The sequence below is a fragment of the Streptomyces prunicolor genome (genome assembly GCF_045162825.1).
Classification (GTDB): domain Bacteria; phylum Actinomycetota; class Actinomycetes; order Streptomycetales; family Streptomycetaceae; genus Streptomyces; species Streptomyces prunicolor.
In genome coordinates this window covers 7942357-7966569 of record NZ_CP108676.1, presented here as the reverse complement: position 1 = coordinate 7966569, position 24213 = coordinate 7942357, and the positions used below count along the sequence as shown (strand labels likewise).

Below are 24213 nucleotides of genomic sequence, written 5' to 3'. Positions count from 1 at the left end.
GGTTGGACCCCGAACCGAAGTTCAGGATCCAACCCTTTCAATATTTGTTCGGCGGCGTCCTACTCTCCCACAGGGTCCCCCCTGCAGTACCATCGGCGCTGTAAGGCTTAGCTTCCGGGTTCGGAATGTAACCGGGCGTTTCCCTCACGCTATGACCACCGAAACACTATGAAACAGACAACCGCACCACACCCGGTGGCCCCGGGTATGGGGTTGTTCGTGGTTTCAGAACCAACACAGTGGACGCGAGCAACTGAGGACAAGCCCTCGGCCTATTAGTACCGGTCACCTCCAGCGGTTACCCGCCTTCCAGATCCGGCCTATCAACCCAGTCGTCTACTGGGAGCCTTAACCCATCTAGTGGGTGGGAACACTCATCTCGAAGCAGGCTTCCCGCTTAGATGCTTTCAGCGGTTATCCCTCCCGAACGTAGCCAACCAGCCATGCCCTTGGCAGAACAACTGGCACACCAGAGGTTCGTCCGTCCCGGTCCTCTCGTACTAGGGACAGCCCTTCTCAATGTTCCTGCGCGCGCAGCGGATAGGGACCGAACTGTCTCACGACGTTCTAAACCCAGCTCGCGTACCGCTTTAATGGGCGAACAGCCCAACCCTTGGGACCGACTCCAGCCCCAGGATGCGACGAGCCGACATCGAGGTGCCAAACCATCCCGTCGATATGGACTCTTGGGGAAGATCAGCCTGTTATCCCCGGGGTACCTTTTATCCGTTGAGCGACGGCGCTTCCACAAGCCACCGCCGGATCACTAGTCCCGACTTTCGTCCCTGCTCGACCCGTCGGTCTCACAGTCAAGCTCCCTTGTGCACTTACACTCAACACCTGATTGCCAACCAGGCTGAGGGAACCTTTGGGCGCCTCCGTTACTCTTTAGGAGGCAACCGCCCCAGTTAAACTACCCATCAGACACTGTCCCTGATCCGGATCACGGACCCAGGTTAGACATCCAGCACGACCAGACTGGTATTTCAACGACGACTCCACCTGAACTGGCGTCCAAGCTTCACAGTCTCCCAGCTATCCTACACAAGCCGAACCGAACACCAATATCAAACTGTAGTAAAGGTCCCGGGGTCTTTCCGTCCTGCTGCGCGAAACGAGCATCTTTACTCGTAGTGCAATTTCACCGGGCCTATGGTTGAGACAGTCGAGAAGTCGTTACGCCATTCGTGCAGGTCGGAACTTACCCGACAAGGAATTTCGCTACCTTAGGATGGTTATAGTTACCACCGCCGTTTACTGGCGCTTAAGTTCTCAGCTTCGCACACCCGAAAGTGCACTAACCGGTCCCCTTAACGTTCCAGCACCGGGCAGGCGTCAGTCCGTATACATCGCCTTACGGCTTCGCACGGACCTGTGTTTTTAGTAAACAGTCGCTTCTCGCTGGTCTCTGCGGCCACCCCCAGCTCACGGAGTAAATCCGATCACCGGTGATGGCCCCCCTTCTCCCGAAGTTACGGGGGCATTTTGCCGAGTTCCTTAACCATAGTTCACCCGAACGCCTCGGTATTCTCTACCTGACCACCTGAGTCGGTTTAGGGTACGGGCCGCCATGAAACTCGCTAGAGGCTTTTCTCGACAGCATAGGATCATCCACTTCACCACAATCGGCTCGGCATCAGGTCTCAGACTATGTGAGTGGCGGATTTGCCTACCACTCGTCCTACACCCTTACCCCGGGACAACCACCGCCCGGGATGGACTACCTTCCTGCGTCACCCCATCACTCACCTACTGCAGGTCTGGTCCGTCGGCTCCACCACTTTCCATTCCCCGAAGGGTCCGGAACGGCTTCACGGACTTAGCATCGCCTGGCTCAATGTTTGACGCTTCACAGCGGGTACCGGAATATCAACCGGTTATCCATCGACTACGCCTGTCGGCCTCGCCTTAGGTCCCGACTTACCCTGGGCAGATCAGCTTGACCCAGGAACCCTTAGTCAATCGGCGCACACGTTTCTCACGTGTGTATCGCTACTCATGCCTGCATTCTCACTCGTGAACCGTCCACCACTAGCTTCCGCTGCGGCTTCACCCGGCACACGACGCTCCCCTACCCATCCCAGCAGGCGTTGGCCCTATTGCTGAAATGACACGACTTCGGCGGTACGCTTGAGCCCCGCTACATTGTCGGCGCGGAATCACTAGACCAGTGAGCTATTACGCACTCTTTCAAGGGTGGCTGCTTCTAAGCCAACCTCCTGGTTGTCTCTGCGACTCCACATCCTTTCCCACTTAGCGTACGCTTAGGGGCCTTAGTCGATGCTCTGGGCTGTTTCCCTCTCGACCATGGAGCTTATCCCCCACAGTCTCACTGCCGTGCTCTCACTTACCGGCATTCGGAGTTTGGCTAAGGTCAGTAACCCGGTAGGGCCCATCGCCTATCCAGTGCTCTACCTCCGGCAAGAAACACACGACGCTGCACCTAAATGCATTTCGGGGAGAACCAGCTATCACGGAGTTTGATTGGCCTTTCACCCCTAACCACAGGTCATCCCCCAGGTTTTCAACCCTGGTGGGTTCGGTCCTCCACGAAGTCTTACCTCCGCTTCAACCTGCCCATGGCTAGATCACTCCGCTTCGGGTCTTGAGCGCGCTACTAAATCGCCCTATTCGGACTCGCTTTCGCTACGGCTTCCCCACACGGGTTAACCTCGCAACACACCGCAAACTCGCAGGCTCATTCTTCAAAAGGCACGCAGTCACGACGCATTGAGTAAACTCAATGCGCGACGCTCCCACGGCTTGTAGGCACACGGTTTCAGGTACTATTTCACTCCGCTCCCGCGGTACTTTTCACCATTCCCTCACGGTACTATCCGCTATCGGTCACCAGGGAATATTTAGGCTTAGCGGGTGGTCCCGCCAGATTCACACGGGATTTCTCGGGCCCCGTGCTACTTGGGTGTCTCTCAAACGAGCCGTTGATGTTTCGACTACGGGGGTCTTACCCTCTACGCCGGACCTTTCGCATGTCCTTCGCCTACATCAACGGTTTCTGACTCGTCTCACAGCCGGCAGACTGTGAAAGAGAGATCCCACAACCCCGTATACGCAACCCCTGCCGGGTCTCACACGCATACGGTTTGGCCTCATCCGGTTTCGCTCGCCACTACTCCCGGAATCACGGTTGTTTTCTCTTCCTGCGGGTACTGAGATGTTTCACTTCCCCGCGTTCCCTCCACATACCCTATGTGTTCAGGTATGGGTGACAGCCCATGACGACTGCCGGGTTTCCCCATTCGGAAACCCCCGGATCAAAGCCTGGTTGACGACTCCCCGGGGACTATCGTGGCCTCCCACGTCCTTCATCGGTTCCTGGTGCCAAGGCATCCACCGTGCGCCCTTAAAAACTTGGCCACAGATGCTCGCGTCCACTGTGCAGTTCTCAAACAACGACCAACCACCCATCACCCCCGGTCTGTACCGGAGTTCACTGGGGTCGGCACTGAAGGCAGCTTGTTACAGCCGTGCCCTCAGACACCCAACAGCGTGCCCGGCCCTGCCGCCACTCGAGGTCAGCTTTCCACGCTCCAAAGGAACAGTACTTGCAGCCCGAGATGACGGACAGTGCCGAATAATCAACGTTCCACCCTTGAGCAACCACCGTCGAACGTGTGCCGACGTAATGGCCCTGGACCACTGAGCAAGCTCAGCGGCCTAGATGCTCCTTAGAAAGGAGGTGATCCAGCCGCACCTTCCGGTACGGCTACCTTGTTACGACTTCGTCCCAATCGCCAGTCCCACCTTCGACAGCTCCCTCCCCACAAGGGGGTTGGGCCACCGGCTTCGGGTGTTACCGACTTTCGTGACGTGACGGGCGGTGTGTACAAGGCCCGGGAACGTATTCACCGCAGCAATGCTGATCTGCGATTACTAGCAACTCCGACTTCATGGGGTCGAGTTGCAGACCCCAATCCGAACTGAGACCGGCTTTTTGAGATTCGCTCCACCTCACGGTATCGCAGCTCATTGTACCGGCCATTGTAGCACGTGTGCAGCCCAAGACATAAGGGGCATGATGACTTGACGTCGTCCCCACCTTCCTCCGAGTTGACCCCGGCGGTCTCCTGTGAGTCCCCGTCACCCCGAAGGGCACGCTGGCAACACAGGACAAGGGTTGCGCTCGTTGCGGGACTTAACCCAACATCTCACGACACGAGCTGACGACAGCCATGCACCACCTGTACACCGACCACAAGGGGGGCACTATCTCTAATGCTTTCCGGTGTATGTCAAGCCTTGGTAAGGTTCTTCGCGTTGCGTCGAATTAAGCCACATGCTCCGCTGCTTGTGCGGGCCCCCGTCAATTCCTTTGAGTTTTAGCCTTGCGGCCGTACTCCCCAGGCGGGGAACTTAATGCGTTAGCTGCGGCACCGACGACGTGGAATGTCGCCAACACCTAGTTCCCACCGTTTACGGCGTGGACTACCAGGGTATCTAATCCTGTTCGCTCCCCACGCTTTCGCTCCTCAGCGTCAGTAATGGCCCAGAGATCCGCCTTCGCCACCGGTGTTCCTCCTGATATCTGCGCATTTCACCGCTACACCAGGAATTCCGATCTCCCCTACCACACTCTAGCTAGCCCGTATCGAATGCAGACCCGGGGTTAAGCCCCGGGCTTTCACACCCGACGTGACAAGCCGCCTACGAGCTCTTTACGCCCAATAATTCCGGACAACGCTTGCGCCCTACGTATTACCGCGGCTGCTGGCACGTAGTTAGCCGGCGCTTCTTCTGCAGGTACCGTCACTTGCGCTTCTTCCCTGCTGAAAGAGGTTTACAACCCGAAGGCCGTCATCCCTCACGCGGCGTCGCTGCATCAGGCTTTCGCCCATTGTGCAATATTCCCCACTGCTGCCTCCCGTAGGAGTCTGGGCCGTGTCTCAGTCCCAGTGTGGCCGGTCGCCCTCTCAGGCCGGCTACCCGTCGTCGCCTTGGTGAGCCATTACCTCACCAACAAGCTGATAGGCCGCGGGCTCATCCTGCACCGCCGGAGCTTTTAACCCCCACACATGAGTGCAGGAGTATTATCCGGTATTAGACCCCGTTTCCAGGGCTTGTCCCAGAGTGCAGGGCAGATTGCCCACGTGTTACTCACCCGTTCGCCACTAATCCCCACCGAAGTGGTTCATCGTTCGACTTGCATGTGTTAAGCACGCCGCCAGCGTTCGTCCTGAGCCAGGATCAAACTCTCCGTGAATGTTTTCCCGTAATCGGGAATGACACACACGAGAGCGGAACAGTCAGGCGGAATAAGCCCGACCGTTCACAGCGTCCTCGCTGTATGTTTTCTTCAAAGGAACCTCGCCCCAACCATCAAATGATGTTTGGAGACGGGGTATCAACATATCTGGCGTTGATTTTTGGCACGCTGTTGAGTTCTCAAGGAACGGACGCTTCCTTTGTACTCACCCTCACGGGCTTTCCTCCGGGCTTTTCCCTTCGGTCTTGCGTTTCCGACTCTATCAGACCGTTTCCGGCCCCGATTTCCTCGGTGCTTTCCAGGTTTCCGCTTCCGCGTTTCCCTTTCCGGCGGTTCCGACTTTATCAGAAGTTCTGAGTCGGATTTTCCGGCCCTTCGGGAGTGGCTCCCGTACACGCGAAGTGTCCGGGTTCCCCCTCAGGCGGAGCCGTAAACGTACTGGAGCGGGCCGCCTCGATGCAAATCGAGGCGGCCCGCTCCAGGTTCACGCGTACGAGGGGGTCGTACGACGGTCAGACCTCCACGACGACCGGAAGGATCATCGGCCTGCGCCGGTAGTTGTCGGAGACCCACTTGCCCAGCGTGCGGCGGATCAGTTGCTGCAGCTGGTGGGGTTCTACAACGCCGTCCTGGGCCGAGCGCTCCAGGACCTCCGTGATCCTTGGGACCACGTCCACGAAGGCCGAGTCGTCGATGCCGGAGCCGCGGGCCTGGATGTGCGGACCGCCCGTGATCTTGCCGGTGGACGAGTCCACGACGAGGAAGACCGAGATGATGCCCTCGTCCCCCAGGATCCTGCGGTCCTTCAGCGCGGGTTCACCGACATCGCCGACCGAGAGGCCGTCGACGTAGACATAGCCCGCCTGGACCTTGCCCGCGATCTTGGCCTTGCCCTCGATGAGATCGACGACCACGCCGTCCTCGGCGATGACGATGCGGTCGTGCGGGACGCCTGTCATGGCGCCCAGTTCGGCGTTGGCCCGTAGGTGGCGCCATTCGCCGTGGACCGGCATCAGGTTCTTCGGCTTGCAGATGTTGTAGAAGTACAGCAGCTCGCCGGCCGAGGCGTGTCCGGAGACGTGGACCTTGGCGTTGCCCTTGTGGACGACGTTGGCGCCCCAGCGGGTGAGGCCGTTGATGACCCGGTAGACCGCGTTCTCGTTGCCCGGGATGAGCGACGAGGCCAGGATCACCGTGTCGCCCGCGACGATGCGGATCTGGTGGTCGCGGTTGGCCATGCGGGACAGGGCGGCCATCGGTTCGCCCTGCGAGCCCGTGCAGACCAGAACGACCTGGCTGTCCGGGAGGTCGTCGAGCGTCTTGACGTCCACCACCAGGCCCGGCGGGACCTTGAGATAGCCGAGGTCACGGGCGATGCCCATATTGCGGACCATCGAGCGGCCGACGAAGGCGACCCGGCGGCCGTGCTCGTGCGCCGTGTCCAGGACCTGCTGGATGCGGTGGACGTGGCTGGCGAAGCTCGCCACGATGATCCGCTTGCGGGCGTTGCCGAAGACCTGTCGCAGGACGTTCGAGATGTCGCGCTCGGGCGGGACGAATCCCGGGACCTCGGCGTTCGTCGAGTCGGCGAGGAGCAGGTCGATGCCCTCCTCGCTCAGCCGTGCGAACGCGTGTAGATCTGTCAGACGACCGTCCAGCGGAAGCTGGTCCATCTTGAAGTCGCCGGTGTGGACGACCATGCCCGCGGGGGTGCGGATGGCGACCGCGAGCGCGTCCGGGATGGAGTGGTTGACCGCGACGAACTCGCAGTCGAAGGGGCCGATGCGCTCGCGGTGCCCCTCGGCGACCTCCAGCGTGTACGGCCGGATGCGGTGCTCCTGGAGCTTCGCCTCGATGAGGGCGAGGGTCAGCTTGGAGCCGATCAGCGGGATGTCCGCCTTCTCACGAAGGAGATACGGGACGGCGCCGATGTGGTCCTCGTGGCCGTGCGTGAGGACGATGCCGTCGATGTCGTCGAGGCGGTCCCTGATGGACGTGAAGTCCGGCAGGATCAGGTCGATTCCGGGCTGCTCCTCCTCGGGGAAGAGCACGCCGCAGTCGACGATGAGTAGACGGCCGCCGTATTCGAAGACCGTCATGTTTCGGCCGATTTCCCCGAGGCCGCCGAGTGGGGTGACCCTCAGGCCGCCCTCGGGGAGCTTGGGCGGCGGGGCGAGTTCAGGATGCGGATGACTCAAAAGACTCTCCTACCCATGCGCGCCACGTACCTGTGGGCACGTGGCGCGCATGACGTTCGTGCAAAAGCAGTTATCGGATGTGGGGTGCGGGCGCCGAAGCCCCGCGTATTCAGTTGTGAAGTCCGTTGTCAGAGCTGTACCCCGCCGGCGGCAAGATCGATCTTGAGCTGAGCGATCTCCTCGGGCGAGCACTCGACCATCGGTGAGCGCAGCGGTCCGGCGGGCAGCCCCTGGAGGGTGAGCGCGGCCTTGGTGGTCATGACGCCCTGGGTGCGGAACATGCCGGTGTAGACGGGGAGCAGCTTCTGGTGGATCTCGGTGGCCTTCTGGACGTCACCGGAGACGTACGCCTCCACCAGGGTGCGCAGCTCGGGTGTGACCACATGGCCGACGACCGAGACGAAGCCGACCGCGCCCACGGAGAGCAGCGGAAGGTTCAGCATGTCGTCGCCCGAGTACCAGGCCAAGCCGGTCCGGGCGATGGCCCAGCTGGCGCGGCCGAGGTCGCCCTTTGCGTCCTTGTTGGCGACGATCCTGGGGTGCTCGGCGAGCCTGACCAGGGTCTCGGTGCCGATCGGGACGCCGCTGCGGCCGGGGATGTCGTAGAGCATGACCGGCAGTTCGGCGGCGTCGGCGACGGCCGTGAAGTGGCGGTAGAGGCCCTCCTGCGGGGGCTTGTTGTAGTACGGCGTGACGACGAGCAGGCCGTGTGCGCCGGTGCGTTCGGCCGTGCGGGCGAGTTCGACGCTGTGGTGGGTGTCGTTCGTGCCGACGCCGGCGACGACGTGAGCGCGGTCTCCGACCGCTTCCAGTACGGCTCGTACGAGATCCGTTTTCTCCGCGTCGCTTGTGGTCGGGGACTCACCGGTGGTGCCGTTGATGATCAGGCCGTCGTTGCCTGCGTCCACCAGGTGGGTAGCGAGCCGCTGAGCGCCGTCGAGGTCGAGTGCGCCGTCCGCCGTGAAGGGCGTGACCATGGCGGTGAGGACCCGCCCGAAGGGGGTCTGCGGAGTGGAGGTCGGAGCCATGGGTGACACGCTACTCGCTGCTCAATGCGGGGTCTGCCCTAGGGGCAGGCGACAAGTCATGACAAATATGGAGCCCGGCACTGCCTGCTCGGGGGTTCAAGCAGTGCCGGGTCCGTTTGATCAGGCTAGATGAACTTCTCCAAATGCCGCAATACGGACACTTCGTGCGGCCCATCCGTACATGTGTGCCCGACCGGCAAACAGAGGTGCGCTACGGGGCGACACGACCGTTGGCATTGAAGGCGGCGTAGGTGAGCGGCATGAGCTCGGCCCACTGCTCCTCCATCTTCTCGCCGACCATCTCGATCTCCCGCTGCGGGAAGGACGGCACCTTCGCCAGCTCGTGCTGCGTGCGCAGACCGAGGAAGTGCATCAGCGAGCGCGCGTTGCACGTGGCGTACATCGAGGAGAAGAGGCCTACGGGGAGAACAGCACGGGCGACCTCGCGGGCCACGCCGGCGGCGAGCATCTCCTGGTACGCCTCGTACGACTGGCGGTACGAGTCCTCCATGGTGCGGCCGACCAGCTCCTGCTGGGCCTGGGTGCCCTCGACGAAGACGTACTTGCCCGGGCGGCCCTCCTGGACCAGCTTGCGGGACTCGCCGGGGACGTAGAAGACCGGCTGGAGCTCCCGGTACCTTCCCGATTCCTCGTTGTAGGACCAGCCCACGCGGTGCCGCATGAACTCGCGGAAGACGAGGATCGGGGCGCTGATGAAGAACGTCATCGAGTTGTGCTCGAAGGGGCTGCCGTGCCGGTCGCGCATCAGGTAGTTGATCAGGCCCTTGGAGCGCTCGGGGTCCTTGCCCATCTCGTCCAGGGACTGCTCGCCGATCGTCGAGACGCGGGCGGCGAAGAGCACGTCCGCGTCGGACGCGGTGTGCTTGACCAGCTCGACGGTGACATCGCTGCGGAAACTGGGTTTGAGGTCGTCGGCGGGGGTGTCGGTCACGGCTCGGAGGGTCCTTCCATCACGTCTCTCGGGCGGCGCCCACTCTACGGCCCGGCACTGACATCGGGGCGTTCGGTGCCGTGCTGCGACATTCATTGGCGAACTTCTGCGAATTCGGTGAAACAGGGCACCGATTGGGGCGTTCGCTCGTCTGTCTTGGTGAGAGCCACCCGTTCGATCCCGACTCGACCCCAGAGGGGAGAAGCACCACCGATGTTCCGTCGGCGCGAGCCCGTTCCGTTCGCCTTCATCGCCGAGACCGACCGCTTCCGCAGCAATGTCACCCCGCCGCCGCGTGAGCGTGCGTCCGCCGGGCAGATAGCCGGGCGTTGGCTCCTGGGCCTCACCATCATCGCCGGAATCGTGGGCTCCCTGGTCCTCGGGATGCCGGCGCTGTCCCAGGACAACCTCTCGACCCAGAACCAGCAGTCCCAGGCCGCCGACAATCGCTGACCTGGCGCGCAGCCGTACAGCTGACCATGACTCATCCGGACCCCCAACGGTGGTGAGCGGGAACACGGCCGGATAGCCTCACCGGGCACAGCCCACGCATGGATTCAGTGAGGACACCAGCCGTGCCCCTGCCCTTCCTTACGGCCGACCGCGCATTCGAGGCCGCGGACGAGCTCGCGCTGCCGTTCGACGACCGCGACCGCTGGCGGCGCCCCTACCGGCCCGGACCGTGGCGGGTGGCGGCGGCAGCGCTCGTGCTGCTGCTCGCGTCGTACGTGTTGTTCGCCGCCGTCATCATCGCGTTGACCGGCTCGCGGTCCGAGGCCGCGGTGATCCTCGGTATCGCGGTGGTCGTCATTCTCTGCGCCCTGCGGCTGCTGCGCATGGGCGTGTGGGTGAGCGCGCGCGGGCTGCGCCGGGTGCGGTTCCTCTTCACCCTCACGGTGCGGTGGGACCGGGTCGCCGCCGTGCGCACGGTGCAGCAGCCGGTGCGCTGGCTGGGGCTGCCGCGCACGGTGCAGGGGCAGGCGCTGCTCCTCGTACGGAAGGACCGTGCTCCGGAGGACGTGACCGCGCTGCTGACCACGCACGACATCGACTTCGTGGCGCGTGCCTCCTCCTTCGACCGGGCCGCGGACTCGGTCGAGGTGTGGTCCGACGAGTGCCGGCGGAGCTGACCGCCCGACAGCAACCGTGAGGCACACAACCGTGTGCCGAAGGGGCCGGTCCGCAGTGGGTGCGGGGCGGCCCCTTCGGCGTACAGGCGTTTCGGGAGTTCAGGCTTGGACGGGTCTGCCGTCGTGCAGGGCGATCGCGCGTTGCATCGCCTTGCGGGCGCGGGGCGTGTCGCGGGCGTCGTGGTAGGCGACGGCGAGGCGGAACCAACTGCGCCAGTCGTCGGGGGCGTCCTCCGTCTCGGCCTTGCGCTTGGCGAAGACCTCGTCGGCGGAGTCGCGGTCGATGCGGCCGCCGGCGGTGCGCCTCAACTCGTCGACGGGCAGGCCGCCTTCGGCGTCGAGTTCGGCGGCGAGCTTGTTGGCGTTGCGGACGAACTGGGTGTTCTTCCAGAGGAACCAGATGCCGATCACCGGCAGGATCAGGACCGCGAGCCCGAAGGTGACCGTGATGAGCGTGCCGGACTGTATGAGCATGACGCCGCGGCTGCCGACCAGGACGAAGTAGAAGACCAGGACGGCGGCCGTGACGGCGTAGGTGAGTTTGGCGCGCATGTCGTGAGTCTCAGCCCAGGTCCAGGAAGTGTTCCAGGCCGAAAGTGAGGCCCGGGGTCGTCACCACGCGGCGGGCGCCGAGCAGGATGCCCGGCATGAAGCTGCTGTGGTGGAGCGAGTCGTGGCGGACGGTCAGCGTCTCGCCCTCGCCGCCCAGCAGGACCTCCTGGTGGGCCAGCAGGCCGCGCAGCCGGACGGCGTGCACCGGAATGCCGTCGACGTTCGCACCGCGCGCGCCGTCCAGGGCCGTCACCGTGGCGTCCGGCGCCGGGGCCGAGCCCGCCTTGGCGCGGGCCTCCGCGATGAGCTGGGCCGTGCGCGTGGCGGTGCCGCTGGGGGCGTCCACCTTGTTCGGGTGGTGCAGTTCGATGACCTCGACCGACTCGAAGTAGGGCGCGGCGATCTGCGCGAACTTCATGGTGAGTACGGCGCCGATGGAGAAGTTGGGCGCGATGAGGACGCCCGTCTCCGGCGACTTGGCCAGCCAGCCGTTCAGCTGCGCGAGGCGTTCGTCGGTCCAGCCCGTCGTGCCGACGACCGCGTGGATGCCGTGGCCCACGCAGAAGTCGAGGTTGTCCATCACCGAGGCGGGGGTGGTCAGTTCGACCGCGACCTGGGCGCCCGAAGCCGTGAGCGCCTCCAGGGTGTCGCCGCGGCCCAGGGCGGCGACCAGTTCCATGTCCTCGGCGGCCTCGACGGCTCGTACCGCCTCGGCACCGATCCGGCCCTTGGCACCGAGGACCGCCACGCGCAGCTTGCTCATCGTTCTTGCTTCCTTACCGGATACGGGTTCCGAAACCGGATACGGGTTCCGAAGGCGGGTGTCAGGCGACGGCGTCGTGCAGTCGGGCCGCCTGCTTGTCCTTGAGCGGGCCGATGACCGCCAGCGAGGGCCGCTGTCCCAGGATCTCGCGGGCGACCTCGCGGACCTCGTCCGGGGTGACCGACGCGATCCGGGCCAGCAGGTCGTCGACGGACATCTGCTCGCCCCAGCACAGCTCGCTCTTGCCGATGCGGTTCATCAGCGCGCCGGTGTCCTCGAGGCCCAGGACGGTGGAGCCCTGTAGCTGGCCGACGGCGCGGCCGATCTCGTCGTCGGACAGGCCGTGTTCGGCGACCTGGTCGAGTTCGTCGCGGCAGATCTTCAGCACGTCGTGGACCTGCGAGGGCCGGCAGCCGGCGTAGACGCCGAAGAGTCCGCAGTCGGCGAAGCCGGACGTGTACGAGTACACGCTGTAGGCCAGGCCGCGCTTCTCCCGGACCTCCTGGAAGAGGCGGGAGGACATGCCGCCGCCGAGGGCCGTGTTGAGAACCCCCAGCGCCCAGCGGCGCTCGTCGGTGCGGGCCAGGCCCGGCATGCCGAGGACGACGTGCGCCTGCTCGGTCTTGCGGCCGATCAGCTCGACCTTGCCGGTGGAGCGCAGCACGCGGCGGCCGTCGCGCGGGGCGATGGGTGCCGCCTCGAGGGTGCGGAAGGCGCCCGCCTTGTCGAAGGCCGCGCGGACCTGGCGTACGACCTTGTCGTGGTCGATGTTGCCGGCGGCCGCGACCACGAGGTGGGTCGGGTCGTAGTGCTTCTTGTAGAAGCGGCGGATGCGGTCCGCGGTGAGGGCGTTGACGGTGTCGACCGTGCCGAGGACGGGGCGGCCGAGGGGGTTGTCGCCGAACATCGTGCGCGCGAACAGGTCGTGCACGCAGTCGCCCGGGTCGTCCTCCGTCATGGCGATCTCTTCGAGGATGGCGCCCCGCTCGACGTTGACGTCGTCCTCACGGATGAGGGAGCCGGTCAGCATGTCGCAGACCACGTCGATGGCGAGCGGCAGGTCGGTGTCGAGCACGCGCGCGTAGTAGCACGTGTACTCCTTCGCCGTGAACGCGTTCATCTCGCCGCCGACCGCGTCGATCGCGGAAGAGATGTCCAGCGCGCTGCGCTTGTGCGTGCCCTTGAAGAGGAGGTGCTCCAGGTAGTGCGTGGCGCCGTTCAGGGACGGTGTCTCGTCGCGGGAGCCCACGTGTGCCCAGATGCCGAAGGTCGCGGAGCGGACCGAGGGCAGCGTCTCGGTGACGATGCGCAGGCCGCCCGGGAGGGTGGTCTTACGGACCGTGCCGATGCCGTTCGTGCCCTGGATGAGGGTTTGGGTACGGGCGACGGCCCGCGCCTCCGAGGAGGTACGGGCCGTCGTCGTGGAGCTGGTCGACGTCACTTGTCGTCGTCGTCCTTCTTGTCGTCGCCGCTCTCTTCACCCTCGATGACGGGGATGAGGGAGAGCTTGCCGCGGGAGTCGATCTCGGCGATCTCGACCTGGACCTTCTGGCCCACGCCGACCACGTCCTCGACGTTCTCCACGCGCTTGCCACCGGCGAGCTTGCGGATCTGCGAGATGTGCAGCAGACCGTCCTTGCCCGGGAGCAGCGACACGAACGCGCCGAAGGTGGTGGTCTTGACGACCGTACCCAGGTAGCGCTCGCCGACCTCCGGCATGGTCGGGTTGGCGATGCCGTTGATCACTGCGCGAGCGGCCTCGGCCTGCGAGCCCTGCGCGGCACCGATGTAGATGGTGCCGTCGTCCTCGATCGTGATGTCGGCGCCGGTGTCCTCCTGGATCTGGTTGATCATCTTGCCCTTCGGGCCGATGACCTCGCCGATCTTGTCCACGGGGATCTTGACGGTGATGATCCGCGGGGCGTTCGGGGACATCTCGTCCGGCGTGTCGATCGCTTCCATCATCACGTCGAGGATGTGGAGGCGAGCGTCACGGGCCTGCTTGAGAGCGGCGGCCAGGACGGAGGCGGGGATGCCGTCCAGCTTGGTGTCGAGCTGGAGGGCGGTGACGAACTCCTTGGTGCCGGCGACCTTGAAGTCCATGTCGCCGAAGGCGTCCTCCGCACCGAGGATGTCGGTGAGGGCGACGTAGTGCGTCTCGCCGTTGATCTCCTGGGAGATCAGGCCCATGGCGATACCGGCGACGGGGGCCTTCAGCGGCACACCGGCGTTCAGCAGCGACATGGTGGAGGCGCAGACCGAGCCCATGGACGTCGAGCCGTTCGACCCGAGGGCCTCGGAGACCTGACGGATCGCGTAGGGGAACTCCTCGCGCGTCGGCAGGACCGGGACCAGGGCGCGCTCGGCGAGCGCTCCGTGGCCGATCTCGCGGCGCTTCGGGGAGCCGACGCGGCCGGTCTCGCCGACCGAGTACGGCGGGAAGTTGTAGTTGTGCATGTAGCGCTTGCGGGTCACCGGGGAGAGGGTGTCCAGCTGCTGCTCCATGCGGAGCATGTTGAGGGTGGTGACGCCCAGGATCTGGGTCTCGCCACGCTCGAACAGCGCGGAACCGTGCACGCGCGGGATGGCCTCGACCTCGGCGGCCAGGGTGCGGATGTCGGTGACACCGCGGCCGTCGATGCGGACCTTGTCCTTGATGACGCGCTCACGGACCAGGGACTTGGTCAGCGAGCGGTACGCGGCGGAGATCTCCTTCTCGCGGCCCTCGAACTGCGGGAGCAGCTTCTCGGCGGCGATCTCCTTGACGCGGTCCAGCTCGGCCTCGCGGTCCTGCTTGCCGGCGATGGTGAGCGCCTGGGACAGCTCGCTCTTGACTGCGGCGGTCAGGGCCTCCAGGACGTCGTCCTGGTAGTCGAGGAAGACCGGGAACTCGCCGGTGGGCTTGGCGGCCTTGGCTGCGAGGTCGGCCTGGGCCTTGCAGAGCACCTTGATGAAGGGCTTCGCGGCGTCCAGACCCGAGGCGACGATCTCCTCGGTCGGCGCCTCGGCGCCGCCCGCGACCAGCGCGATGGTCTTCTCGGTGGCCTCGGCCTCGACCATCATGATCGCGACGTCGCCGTCCTCCAGGACACGACCGGCGACGACCATGTCGAAGACGGCGTCCTCGAGCTCGGTGTGCGTCGGGAACGCGACCCACTGGCCGTTGATCAGCGCGACGCGGACGCCGCCGATCGGGCCGGAGAAGGGCAGACCGGCCAGCTGCGTGGACGCGGAGGCGGCGTTGATCGCCACGACGTCGTACAGGTGGTCGGGGTTGAGCGCCATGATCGTGGCGACGACCTGGATCTCGTTGCGCAAGCCCTTCTTGAAGGACGGGCGCAGCGGGCGGTCGATCAGCCGGCAGGTGAGGATCGCGTCCTCGGAGGGGCGGCCCTCACGGCGGAAGAAGCTGCCGGGGATCTTGCCGGCGGCGTACATCCGCTCCTCGACGTCCACCGTGAGGGGGAAGAAGTCGAGATTTTCCTTGGGCTTCTTGGATGCGGTGGTGGCCGACAGCACCATGGTGTCGTCGTCCAGGTACGCCACGGCGGAGCCGGCGGCCTGCTTGGCCAGGCGGCCCGTCTCGAAGCGGATGGTGCGGGTGCCGAAAGTGCCGTTGTCAATGACGGCCTCGGCGTAGTGGGTCTCGTTCTCCACTAGCGTTTTCTCCGTTACTTGTCGTCTTTCGTCCCTCCCCGCCCGTGTGGCGGGGGGACGGTGGCGGAGAAGCGCTGTCTGATGCGGGCCGGTCTTCGATCGAAGCACCCGGGGCTTTCCTGCCCGGGGGCCACTACCGAGGACCGGCGGCTGCGAGGCGCGCTTCTCCTCTTCGTGGTCGTGCTCTGTCGCACGTGGTCGTGCTGGGTCGTACGTCCTGCGTTCACATCGTGCGTTGTGCTACCACACTACAAAGCGTGAGTGACACTCCGCACGTTTCCGCACGTACGGGCAATCCGCACATACGGCAAAGGGAGCGGCTCCCGATCGTTTCGGGACCCGCTCCCCTCACGGCGTCTTACTTGGCGCCCGCAGCACCGCGGCGGATGCCCAGGCGGTCCACCAGCGCACGGAAGCGCTGGATGTCCTTCTTGGCCAGGTACTGGAGCAGCCGGCGGCGCTGACCGACCAGGATCAGCAGACCACGACGGGAGTGGTGGTCGTGCTTGTGGGTCTTGAGGTGCTCGGTCAGGTCCGAGATACGGCGCGAGAGCATGGCGACCTGGACCTCGGGGGAGCCGGTGTCGCCCTCCTTCTGACCGAACTCGGTGATGAGCTGCTTCTTCGTAGCGGCGTCGAGCGACACGCGTACTCCTCGTAGTCTGAGATGTGCCACCGAGTGCCCCTGGTCCACTTCTCAGGGGAGCTTCCGTAACTCGGGAGGCGGGATCCGTAGGGCGCTGCCTCCGGAGCGGTGAGCTCCAGGGGTGCGTACACAAACGGCCGCTACACAGCGTACCAGCCTGGGGGGATGCCTCGGTCCAGGTCCGTGAAGGGCCCTGACCGGGGCGGATACGGCCACTAGGGTGACTTCCATCCGTGGACGGAGCGTTCCGTCCACGGATGGAACGTGGATCACGTCGGTTCGTCCGGAAGGGGTCGCTTCGCCATGGCGGAGACGGAGCAGGAGATCAAGGCACGCAAGGAGCGGGAGCGGGACGAGCTGTACGCCCTCGACATCTCGGGTGTCGAGTGGCGCAGCGCGCCGGGCACGGAGGAGCACGAGGAGCGCGTCGAGATCGCCGACCTGCCCGACGGCGCGGTGGCCATGCGCTCGTCGCTCGACCCGGACACCGTGCTGCGGTACACGGAGGCGGAGTGGACGGCCTTCGTGCTGGGCGCCCGGGACGGGGAGTTCGACCTGGAGCCGGCGCCGCACAACGGGGAGCCGGGGGCGGAGGCGTAGCGCCTTCACGCGACGGGGGGTGGGAGTCGGCCGAAGGTTCGGTCCGGCTCCCACCCCCCGTCGCGTGCGTGCGGGGCCGCGGCTATTTCACCGCCATGCTCTCGATGCCCAGGACGAGATAGACCCACTTGGGCTGACCGGCGGCGGGGCCCTCGGCCTTCTTGACGCCGAAGAAGATGCGCCCGTCCTGGACGACGATGTCGTTGTAGTCGGTCATCGTCATCAGGTCGGCCTCCTCCGGCAGGTCGAAGTAGAGGTACGGGGTCTCCTTGCCCGTCTTCGGATCCAGGCTGACGAGCCCCGAGGGCATGATGTGCTCGTCGGTCACGCGCACGGCGAGGAGCTTGTCGCCGCTCATCCGTACCGGATACAGGAGCGAGCCGGGGCCGGAGTCGAACTTCATGGTGGTCTTCCCGGTCGCCAGGTCGAAGCCGATGAGCCAGTTGGAGTTGACCAGCTCACCCGACTCCTTGCTGCGCAGGAAGACCTGGCCGTCGCCGACGGCGATGGTCGGGCAGTCGTCGATGGTGAGGTAGTCGTCGTACGCGCACTCGCCGACGTAGGTGCCGTTCTGGAGGCGGATCACGGCGCGGATCTTGCCCTTGGCGTCGAGGGAGAGCATCTCGGAGATGCCGATCTGGCCGGCCTGGACGGCCAGGACAGGCGGCTCGGCGGACGGGATGTCGAGGTCCCGGATCCCCTTCGCGGCGGAGTACGTCCACAGGACCTTGCCCGTCTCCGGGTCCACCTTGCGCGCCTTGTAGGTGATGCCGTCCAGCGAGCCCGGAGGGGCGTCGTCGTGGTAGCACTCCTGGCGGATGAGCAGCGCACCTCCGCCGGCGGCGCCCATGTCCTGGCAGGAGCCGGTCGACGTCGTCTCCCACAGTCGCTTCCCCGTGGTCATGCTGTACGCGTCGGTGCCACCTCCCCAGGTCACCACGACCGTGCCCTGCGTCAGGGTCACGCTCGGAGTGTCCTCGTCGTCACCGCCCGTCGCGAGGCCCGTGTCGTCCCCGAGCTTGGAATAGGGGAAGTCGGTCTCCCAGACCTCGCTGCCGTCGTCGAGGTCGAAGAACGCCACGTGGTTGCAGTAGGCCCCGCCCCGGTCGTTGGCCCGGAACAGGACAGCCGTGCGGTTCTCACCGTTCACATGGCGCGTGTAGCCGCAGATCGGGCCGTCGAGGGGGAGCTTCCACTTCTCGTCGCCCGGGACGGCGTCGGTGCCGATACCCAGGCCGACGAGGGTCTTGTTGATGCCCTTGGCAAGGATCTTGTCCGTCGCCCACATGCCGGGCATCTGGTACTCCTCGCCCGGACTCAGGTCGTCCACCGAGAAACGGACGGCCATCTTTCCGGTGGTACTCGCCGGCTGTTTCTCGACGGTCTCGCGGACGTCGAGGCGGCCCTGGCTCGCCGCCGGGGCGTTGTCGGTCGTCGCCTCCGTCTTGTCGCCACCTCCGGCCGCCAGCAGACCGACCGTGCCCACGGCCGCCACGAGAACGACCGCCAGCAGTCCGAGCAGCCTGTTCCGGCGGCGCTTCTTGCGCTGGTCGTCCTCGGCGAGGGTGGACTGGGTGTACATGGTGGGAGGTGGGCCGAAGCTCACGCGGACGAATCCTTTCGTCGCCTGTTCGCGGGCATACGTCTGTTCACGGGCACACGTCCGCTTCTCGTCGGCTGTCCCCTACGAGAAGCTGTCCTCTACGAGAAACAGACGCCGGGTCAGCTCGTCAGTGACCGGACCGTCGCGTACACGTCGAAGACGGCGAGCGCCAGCGGCACCAGCGTCAGCAGGACGAAGCCCTCGGCGATCTCCAGGAAGCGCCCCCAGAACGGGGTGAGACCGCTGCGCGGGACGATCAGGCCGAGCGCGGTCACCAGTGCGGTGGCCGCCGCGATCGCCGCGACGAGCCAGACCGTACGGAGGTCGAGGCCGCCGCGGTCGCCGCGGAGCGCCTCGTGGATCAGGGAGTTCGGCGGGTTGAGCGCGAGGCCCAGGCCGAGCAGCACGAGGGAGCCGAGTCCGGCGGCCAGGACGGGGGCGACCTGGGCGGTGTAGCGGAAGAGGTGGGCGCGCATCAGCAGGGCGACACCGGTCGCGAGGGCGAGCAGCTGGGCCCAGACGTCGTTCGAGAAGCCGAGGACGGCCGTGGCCCCGACGGCGGTGACCGCGCAGCCGCCGACGAGGCCGACGAGGAGTTCGTGACCGCGGCGGGCCTGGGCGGCGACGCGTTCGGTGTCGACCGCTTCCTGGGCAGCGGGCTCGGTGCCGTACGCGCTGCGCGGGGCGGTGTTCGGGGGGTCGAAGCCGATCGGCAGGCGGGCGAAGCGCATCGAGAGGCCCGGCAGGAAGGCCAGCGCGCCGACCGCGACCGGGGCGCACAGGGCGGCGATGTCGGCCGGCGTCCAGTGGGCCCGGATCGCGATGAACCCGACGATCAGGCCGACCGCGGACGCGAACACGAAGGCGACGAACGGCGCGTCCCCGCCGGGGGAGCACAGGGTGAGGACGACGGCGGCCACCAGCACGGCCGCGCAGGCGAGGAGGAACTGGAGTTTGCCGATCCCCTGGCCGTCGGTGAGCGGCAGCAGGCCCGAGCCGGCCACCCCGATGTTGGGCAGGGCGCCGAGGCCCAGCGCGATGGCCGAGGACCGGTCGTCGTAGACCCGGGCGCGGACGCAGGCCAGGACGACCAGCAGGATGCCGACGACCGCGGCGAGGATGCCGGGCAGGCTGTTCATGTCGTGGCGCGGGTCGGCGGTCCAGGCGACGAAGGCGAGCAGGGCGGGCAGGACACCGCCGCCGACGAGACCGGCGGCGCGGGTCAACTCGCCGCTCCACAGCGTGTGTTCGCGGGTCACCGCGGCCGAGACCGCCTCGGACACGTCGTCGAACACGGCGGGCGGGAGGGACTCGGAGAAGGGGCGCAGGGTGAGGAGTTCGCCGTCGAGAATGCGCTGGGCGGCGAACGTGCGGGAGCTGTCGAGGACGGTGCCGTCCCGGCGCACCAGGTGATAGCCGACCGGGGCGCCCTCGGTGGGGCTCTGCCGGGAGAGCCTGAGGATCTCCGGATAGATGTCGGCGACCGGGATGTCGTCGGGCAGTGCCACGTCGATGCGACTGTCGGGCGCGACGATCGTGACCCGGCAGAAACCGAGCCCCGGTCCGGTGCCGACCGGGGCTCCGGTACCGGGCCCGCCCGCCGCGGAGGCCGTGATGCTCACCTGCTGCTCCCCCTCAATGATGATTCTGCGTCTGCGTCGTGAAGGTGTCGCGCAGCATGTCCCGCGCACCTTCACATCGCGTGAAATGCCCTGTTTTTCCAGCCTGGTTCGCGTGTGCTCACGCGAACATCCGGCACCCTACCGCTCACCCGTCCCGCGCGAAGTCAGTAGGATCGCGCGGCGGCCTGCGTCCGCCTGACACGGGGTGGCGGACGGTAGTCCCGGGGCCGCGCAAGGGAATTGGTGAGCAGTGAGCCACATCGTCGTCAAGCGCCCGCCGCGCGCGCTGCCGTCCGAGGTGCCCACGGACGAGATCGTCCTGCAACCTCCGCCGGAGTTGCCGCGGGGGCATCAGGAGAGCGTCCTGATGCAGTTGCTGCCGACGCTCGGCATGGGCGGCTCGGTGGTGTTCTTCTTCACGAACGGACAGCCGTTCATGAAGATCATGGGCATGGTGATGATCGTCTCGACGGTGGCCATGTCCATCGCGATGGTGGTCCGCTTCCGCCGCGGCAACCAGGGTCAGCTGGCGGATCTGCGCACCGACTATCTGCGCTACCTGGCGCAGACCCGGCGGACCGCCCTGGACACCGCGCGGGCACAGCGCGACGCGCAGTACTACCTCCACCCCTCCCCCGAGCAGCTCTGGGCACTGGTCGCCGAGGGCAGCCGGGTGTGGGAACGGCGGCCGGGCGACGAGGACTTCGGCCAGGTGCGCATCGGCCTCGGCCGGCAGTCGCTAGCCACTCCGCTCATCGCCCCCGAGACCGGCGGGGTCGACCAGCTGGAGCCGCTGACGGCGGGCGCGATGCAGCGCTTCCTGTCCGTCCACGGCAACTTGGACGACCTGCCGATGGCGGTCTCCCTGCGTGCCTTCTCCTACCTCACCATCAGCGGCGAGGCGCAGTCCGTACGGTCCTCCGCCCGGGCCCTGGCCGGTTCGCTGGCCGCGCTGCACTCGCCCGAGGACCTGATGATCGTGGTCGCGGCGGCCAGGGAGTCCCTGCCGCACTGGGAGTGGGCCAAGTGGCTGCCGCACGCGCAGGCGCCCGGTGCCACGGACGGCGCGGGCACCCGCCGGCTGATCGACAGCGACATCCGCGAGCTGGAGAACCTGATCTCCGCCCGGCTGACCGGCCGGCCACGCTTCCACCCCGACGCGACAGCGCTGCCGGACGAGCCGCACATCGTCATCGTCCTCGACGGGGTCTCCCTGCCCCCCGACTCGGTCCTGGCCAACCCCGAGGGCCTGCAGGGCGTGACGCTCGTCGACGTCGTCCCCGGCGAACCGGCCGCTGTCCGCGGCGAGCTCTCCATCGTCGTACAGCCGACGTCGCTGCATCTGGAGTCCGGGCACGGAGACGTCTACGAGGGGACGCCCGACGCGCTCTCGTACGAGTCCGCCGAGGCGCTCGCGCGGCAGTTGGCGCCGCTGCGGATGGCGTCCGGTGGCGACGACGACCAACCGCTGCTCGCCAACCTGGAGTTCACCGATCTGCTGAACCTCGGTGACGCGGCCTCCGTCGACACCAAGCGCACCTGGCGGACGCGTTCGCTGGCCGAGCGGCTGCGGGTGCCGATCGGGCTCGGGGAGGACGGCCGGCCCGTGATGCTCGACCTCAAGGAGGCCGCGCAGGAGGGCATGGGCCCGCACGGACTGTGCGTGGGCGCCACCGGCTCCGGCAAGTCCGAGCTGCTGCGCACCCTGGTCCTCGGCCTCGCGGTCACCCACTCCTCGGAGACCCTGAACTTCGTCCTCGCGGACTTCAAGGGTGGCGCCACCTTCGCCGGCATGGCGCAGATGCCGCACGTCGCGGCCGTGATCACCAACCTCGCGGACGACCTGACGCTGGTCGACCGCATGGGCGACTCCATCCGCGGCGAGCTCAACCGCCGCCAGGAACTCCTGCGCGACTCGGGCAACTACGCCAACATCCACGACTACGAGAAGGCACGCGCCGCGGGCGCCCCGCTCCAGCCGATCCCCTCCCTGGTGCTGGTGATCGACGAGTTCAGCGAACTCCTCACCGCCAAGCCGGACTTCATCGAGATGTTCGTGCAGATCGGCCGGATCGGCCGCTCGCTCGGCGTGCATCTGCTGCTGGCCTCGCAGCGCCTGGAGGAGGGCCGGCTGCGCGGCCTGGAGACCTATCTGTCGTACCGCGTCGGCCTGCGCACCTTCTCTGCGGCCGAGTCGCGGGCCGCACTGGGCGTGCCGGACGCCTACGAACTCCCGAACGTCCCCGGGTCCGGCTTCCTGAAGTACGGCACGGACGAGATGGTGCGGTTCAAGGCCGCCTACGTGTCCGGCACTTACCGTTCGAGCTCCGCGCAGGCGTCGATCGGCGCCGGCCAACTGCCGGTCGACCGGCGGCCGGTGCTGTTCACGGCGGCCGAAGTGCCGGTGCAGTACACGGCGGTTCCGCAGCAGCGCACCGAGTCCCCCGACATCGACGACGCGCTCGCCGACACGGTGCTCGACGTCATCGTGCGCCGACTGGAGGCGCAGGGTCCGGCGGCCCACCAGGTGTGGCTGCCGCCGCTCGACAGCCCGCCCTCGCTGGACGGACTCCTGCCCGGCCTCACGGCGGTGCAGGGCCGCGGACTCACCCAGCCCGGCTACGAGGGCGCGGGCCGGCTGGTGGTCCCGGTCGGCCTGGTCGACAAGCCGTACGAGCAGCGCCGCGACCACCTGTGGATCGACTTCTCGGGCGCGGCCGGCCATATGCAGATCGTCGGCGGCCCGCAGTCCGGCAAGTCCACCCTCCTGCGCTCCCTGATCTGCGCCTTCGCCCTGACCCACACCCCGTACGAAGTCCAGTTCTACGGCCTCGACTTCGGCGGCGGCGGTCTCTCCTCGGTGGCCGGCCTGCCGCACGTGGGCGGCGTCGGCTCCCGCCTGGACCCCGAGAAGGTCCGGCGCACGGTCTCCGAGGTGTACGGCGTGATGACGCGCCGCGAGGAGTACTTCCGCTCGGCGGGCATCCCGTCGATCGCTGAGTTCCGGTCCCGCCGTGCGCGCGGCCAGATCTCGGTCACGGACCAGCCCTGGGGCGATGTCTTCCTCGTCATCGACGGCTGGGGCAACTTCCGCGCGGATTACGAGGGGTTGGAGGCCGCGGTCCTGGACATCGCCGCGCGCGGCCTCGGCTTCGGCATCCACCTGGTGCTCACCGCGTCCCGGTCGATGGAGGTCCGCGCGAACCTCAAGGACCACCTGATGAACCGCCTCGAACTGCGGCTCGGCGACACGATGGACTCCGAGATCGACCGCAAGGTGGCGGTGAACGTCCCGACCGGCGTCCCCGGACGCGGTGTGTCGCCGCAGCGGCTGCACTTCATGGCGGCGGTGCCGCGCATCGACGGCCTGGTCTCGGACACCGACCTGGCCGACGCGACCCAGGCGCTGGCGAACGAGGTGTCCCGGCACTGGGAGGCACCGGGCGCGCCCGAAGTACGGCTGCTGCCACGCGAGTTGACCGCCGCGCAGCTGCCGCCGGGCGACCGTTTCCCGCAGCGCGGTGTCACGTTCGCCATCGACGAGAACAATCTGGAACCGGTCTTCGTCGACTTCGAGCAGGACCCGTTCTTCCTCGTCTTCGGCGAGAGCGAGTCGGGCAAGTCGAACCTGCTGCGGCTGCTGATCAAGCAGTTGTCGGAGCGGTACACCGGCGACGAGGCGAAGCTCTTCGTCATCGACAACCGGCGCTCCCTGCTGGACGCGACGCCGGCCTCGCACCTCGCCGAGTACATCCCCATGTCCAACGCCATGGACCATCACATGGTCGCCCTGGCGGACCTGATGCAGCGCCGGACCCCGACGGCCGACGTGACGGCCCGGCAACTCCGCGAGCGGAGCTGGTGGCAGGGCCCGACGGTGTACGTCGTCGTGGACGACTACGACCTCGTCTCCACGTCCAGCGGCAACCCGCTGGGCAACCTCACGGAGATGCTGCCGTTCGCCCGTGACGTCGGCGTCCGCTTCATCATCGCCCGCTCCACGGCAGGCGCCGGACGCGCCGCGTACGAGCCGTTCATGCAGCGCATGCAGGAACTGGGCGCCCAGGGCGTCGTCCTGGCGGGCGACCCCGGCGAGGGCGACGTGCTGGGCGGGGTGCGGCCGCGGCCGATGCCCGCGGGGCGCGGGGTGTTCGTGTCGCGGAAGCGGGGGAAGCCGTTGGTGCAGACGGGGTTGATGCCGGAAGGGGAGTACTGAGGGTCGGCGGGGAGGCGGTCGA

14 protein-coding genes and 3 rRNA genes are annotated in these 24213 nt (G+C 66.5%); 4 read left to right on the top strand and 13 right to left on the bottom strand.

Annotation, left to right across the window (positions count from 1 at the left end; genetic code table 11):
* Window positions 1-46: 46 nt before the first annotated feature.
* From rrf to thyX, 6 genes are all read right to left on the bottom strand, one after another.
* Window positions 47-163: ribosomal RNA gene (rrf, locus tag OG588_RS36670) — 5S ribosomal RNA — on the bottom strand.
* 92 nt (window positions 164-255) lie between these two features.
* Window positions 256-3378, bottom strand: a 23S ribosomal RNA gene (locus OG588_RS36665).
* Window positions 3379-3693: 315 nt separating this feature from the next.
* A 16S ribosomal RNA gene (locus tag OG588_RS36660) occupies window positions 3694-5221 on the bottom strand.
* The 16S, 23S and 5S rRNA genes sit together here, the layout of an rRNA operon.
* A gap of 515 nt (window positions 5222-5736) precedes the next feature.
* Window positions 5737-7422 (bottom strand): ribonuclease J, encoded by a 1686-nt coding sequence (locus OG588_RS36655; RefSeq protein WP_405950971.1) that lies wholly within the window; start codon window positions 7420-7422, stop codon window positions 5737-5739.
* 128 nt (window positions 7423-7550) lie between these two features.
* Entirely contained in the window at window positions 7551-8450 is a 900-nt protein-coding gene (gene dapA / locus OG588_RS36650; RefSeq protein ID WP_405950970.1) for a 4-hydroxy-tetrahydrodipicolinate synthase, read from the bottom strand.
* A 211-nt stretch (window positions 8451-8661) separates the two neighbouring features.
* The gene (gene thyX / locus OG588_RS36645; protein WP_405950969.1) at window positions 8662-9402 is read right to left on the bottom strand and encodes an FAD-dependent thymidylate synthase; all 741 of its coding nucleotides are present in this window, start codon (window positions 9400-9402) and stop codon (window positions 8662-8664) included.
* 213 nt (window positions 9403-9615) lie between these two features.
* Between thyX and OG588_RS36640 the strand changes: the two genes are divergently transcribed.
* Together OG588_RS36640 and OG588_RS36635 are read left to right on the top strand one after the other, a co-directional pair.
* A complete protein-coding gene (locus OG588_RS36640) occupies window positions 9616-9855 on the top strand; it encodes a hypothetical protein (RefSeq protein WP_393764770.1) in 240 nt (79 codons plus the stop codon).
* A 122-nt stretch (window positions 9856-9977) separates the two neighbouring features.
* Window positions 9978-10532 (top strand): hypothetical protein, encoded by a 555-nt coding sequence (locus OG588_RS36635; protein WP_405950968.1) that lies wholly within the window; start codon window positions 9978-9980, stop codon window positions 10530-10532.
* 99 nt (window positions 10533-10631) lie between these two features.
* Here the strand turns inward: OG588_RS36635 and OG588_RS36630 are convergent, their stop codons facing one another.
* The 5 genes from OG588_RS36630 to rpsO form a co-directional block, all read right to left on the bottom strand.
* Window positions 10632-11084, bottom strand: a complete 453-nt coding sequence (locus OG588_RS36630) for a hypothetical protein (RefSeq protein WP_405950967.1) — start codon at window positions 11082-11084, stop codon at window positions 10632-10634.
* Between the two features lie 10 nt (window positions 11085-11094).
* A complete protein-coding gene (gene dapB, locus OG588_RS36625; RefSeq protein WP_405950966.1) occupies window positions 11095-11847 on the bottom strand; it encodes a 4-hydroxy-tetrahydrodipicolinate reductase in 753 nt (250 codons plus the stop codon).
* A 61-nt stretch (window positions 11848-11908) separates the two neighbouring features.
* Window positions 11909-13288 carry a M16 family metallopeptidase gene (locus OG588_RS36620; protein ID WP_405950965.1) on the bottom strand — a complete coding sequence of 460 codons (1380 nt, stop codon included), beginning with the start codon at window positions 13286-13288 and terminating at the stop codon, window positions 11909-11911.
* On the bottom strand, window positions 13285-15504 hold the full coding sequence (locus OG588_RS36615; RefSeq protein WP_405950964.1) for a polyribonucleotide nucleotidyltransferase: 2220 nt from the start codon (window positions 15502-15504) through the stop codon (window positions 13285-13287). Before OG588_RS36615 ends, OG588_RS36620 begins: the two co-directional genes overlap by 4 nt.
* Window positions 15505-15862: 358 nt before the next feature.
* Window positions 15863-16150, bottom strand: a complete 288-nt coding sequence (gene rpsO / locus OG588_RS36610) for a 30S ribosomal protein S15 (RefSeq protein WP_019075416.1) — start codon at window positions 16148-16150, stop codon at window positions 15863-15865.
* A 303-nt stretch (window positions 16151-16453) separates the two neighbouring features.
* Here rpsO and OG588_RS36605 point away from each other — a divergent pair, with 303 nt between their 5' ends.
* On the top strand, window positions 16454-16750 hold the full coding sequence (locus tag OG588_RS36605) for a DUF397 domain-containing protein (protein WP_398854360.1): 297 nt from the start codon (window positions 16454-16456) through the stop codon (window positions 16748-16750).
* Between the two features lie 82 nt (window positions 16751-16832).
* Here OG588_RS36605 and OG588_RS36600 read toward each other — a convergent pair whose 3' ends face one another.
* Both OG588_RS36600 and eccD read right to left on the bottom strand, forming a co-directional pair.
* Complete coding sequence (locus OG588_RS36600) at window positions 16833-18356, bottom strand: PQQ-binding-like beta-propeller repeat protein (RefSeq protein ID WP_405950963.1); 1524 nt, start codon at window positions 18354-18356, stop codon at window positions 16833-16835.
* 116 nt (window positions 18357-18472) lie between these two features.
* Window positions 18473-19975: a type VII secretion integral membrane protein EccD gene (gene eccD / locus OG588_RS36595; protein WP_405950962.1), complete on the bottom strand. Its 1503-nt coding sequence runs from the start codon at window positions 19973-19975 to the stop codon at window positions 18473-18475.
* 250 nt (window positions 19976-20225) lie between these two features.
* Between eccD and eccCa the strand changes: the two genes are divergently transcribed.
* The gene (gene eccCa, locus OG588_RS36590; RefSeq protein ID WP_405950961.1) at window positions 20226-24191 is read left to right on the top strand and encodes a type VII secretion protein EccCa; all 3966 of its coding nucleotides are present in this window, start codon (window positions 20226-20228) and stop codon (window positions 24189-24191) included.
* Window positions 24192-24213: the final 22 nt, after the last annotated feature.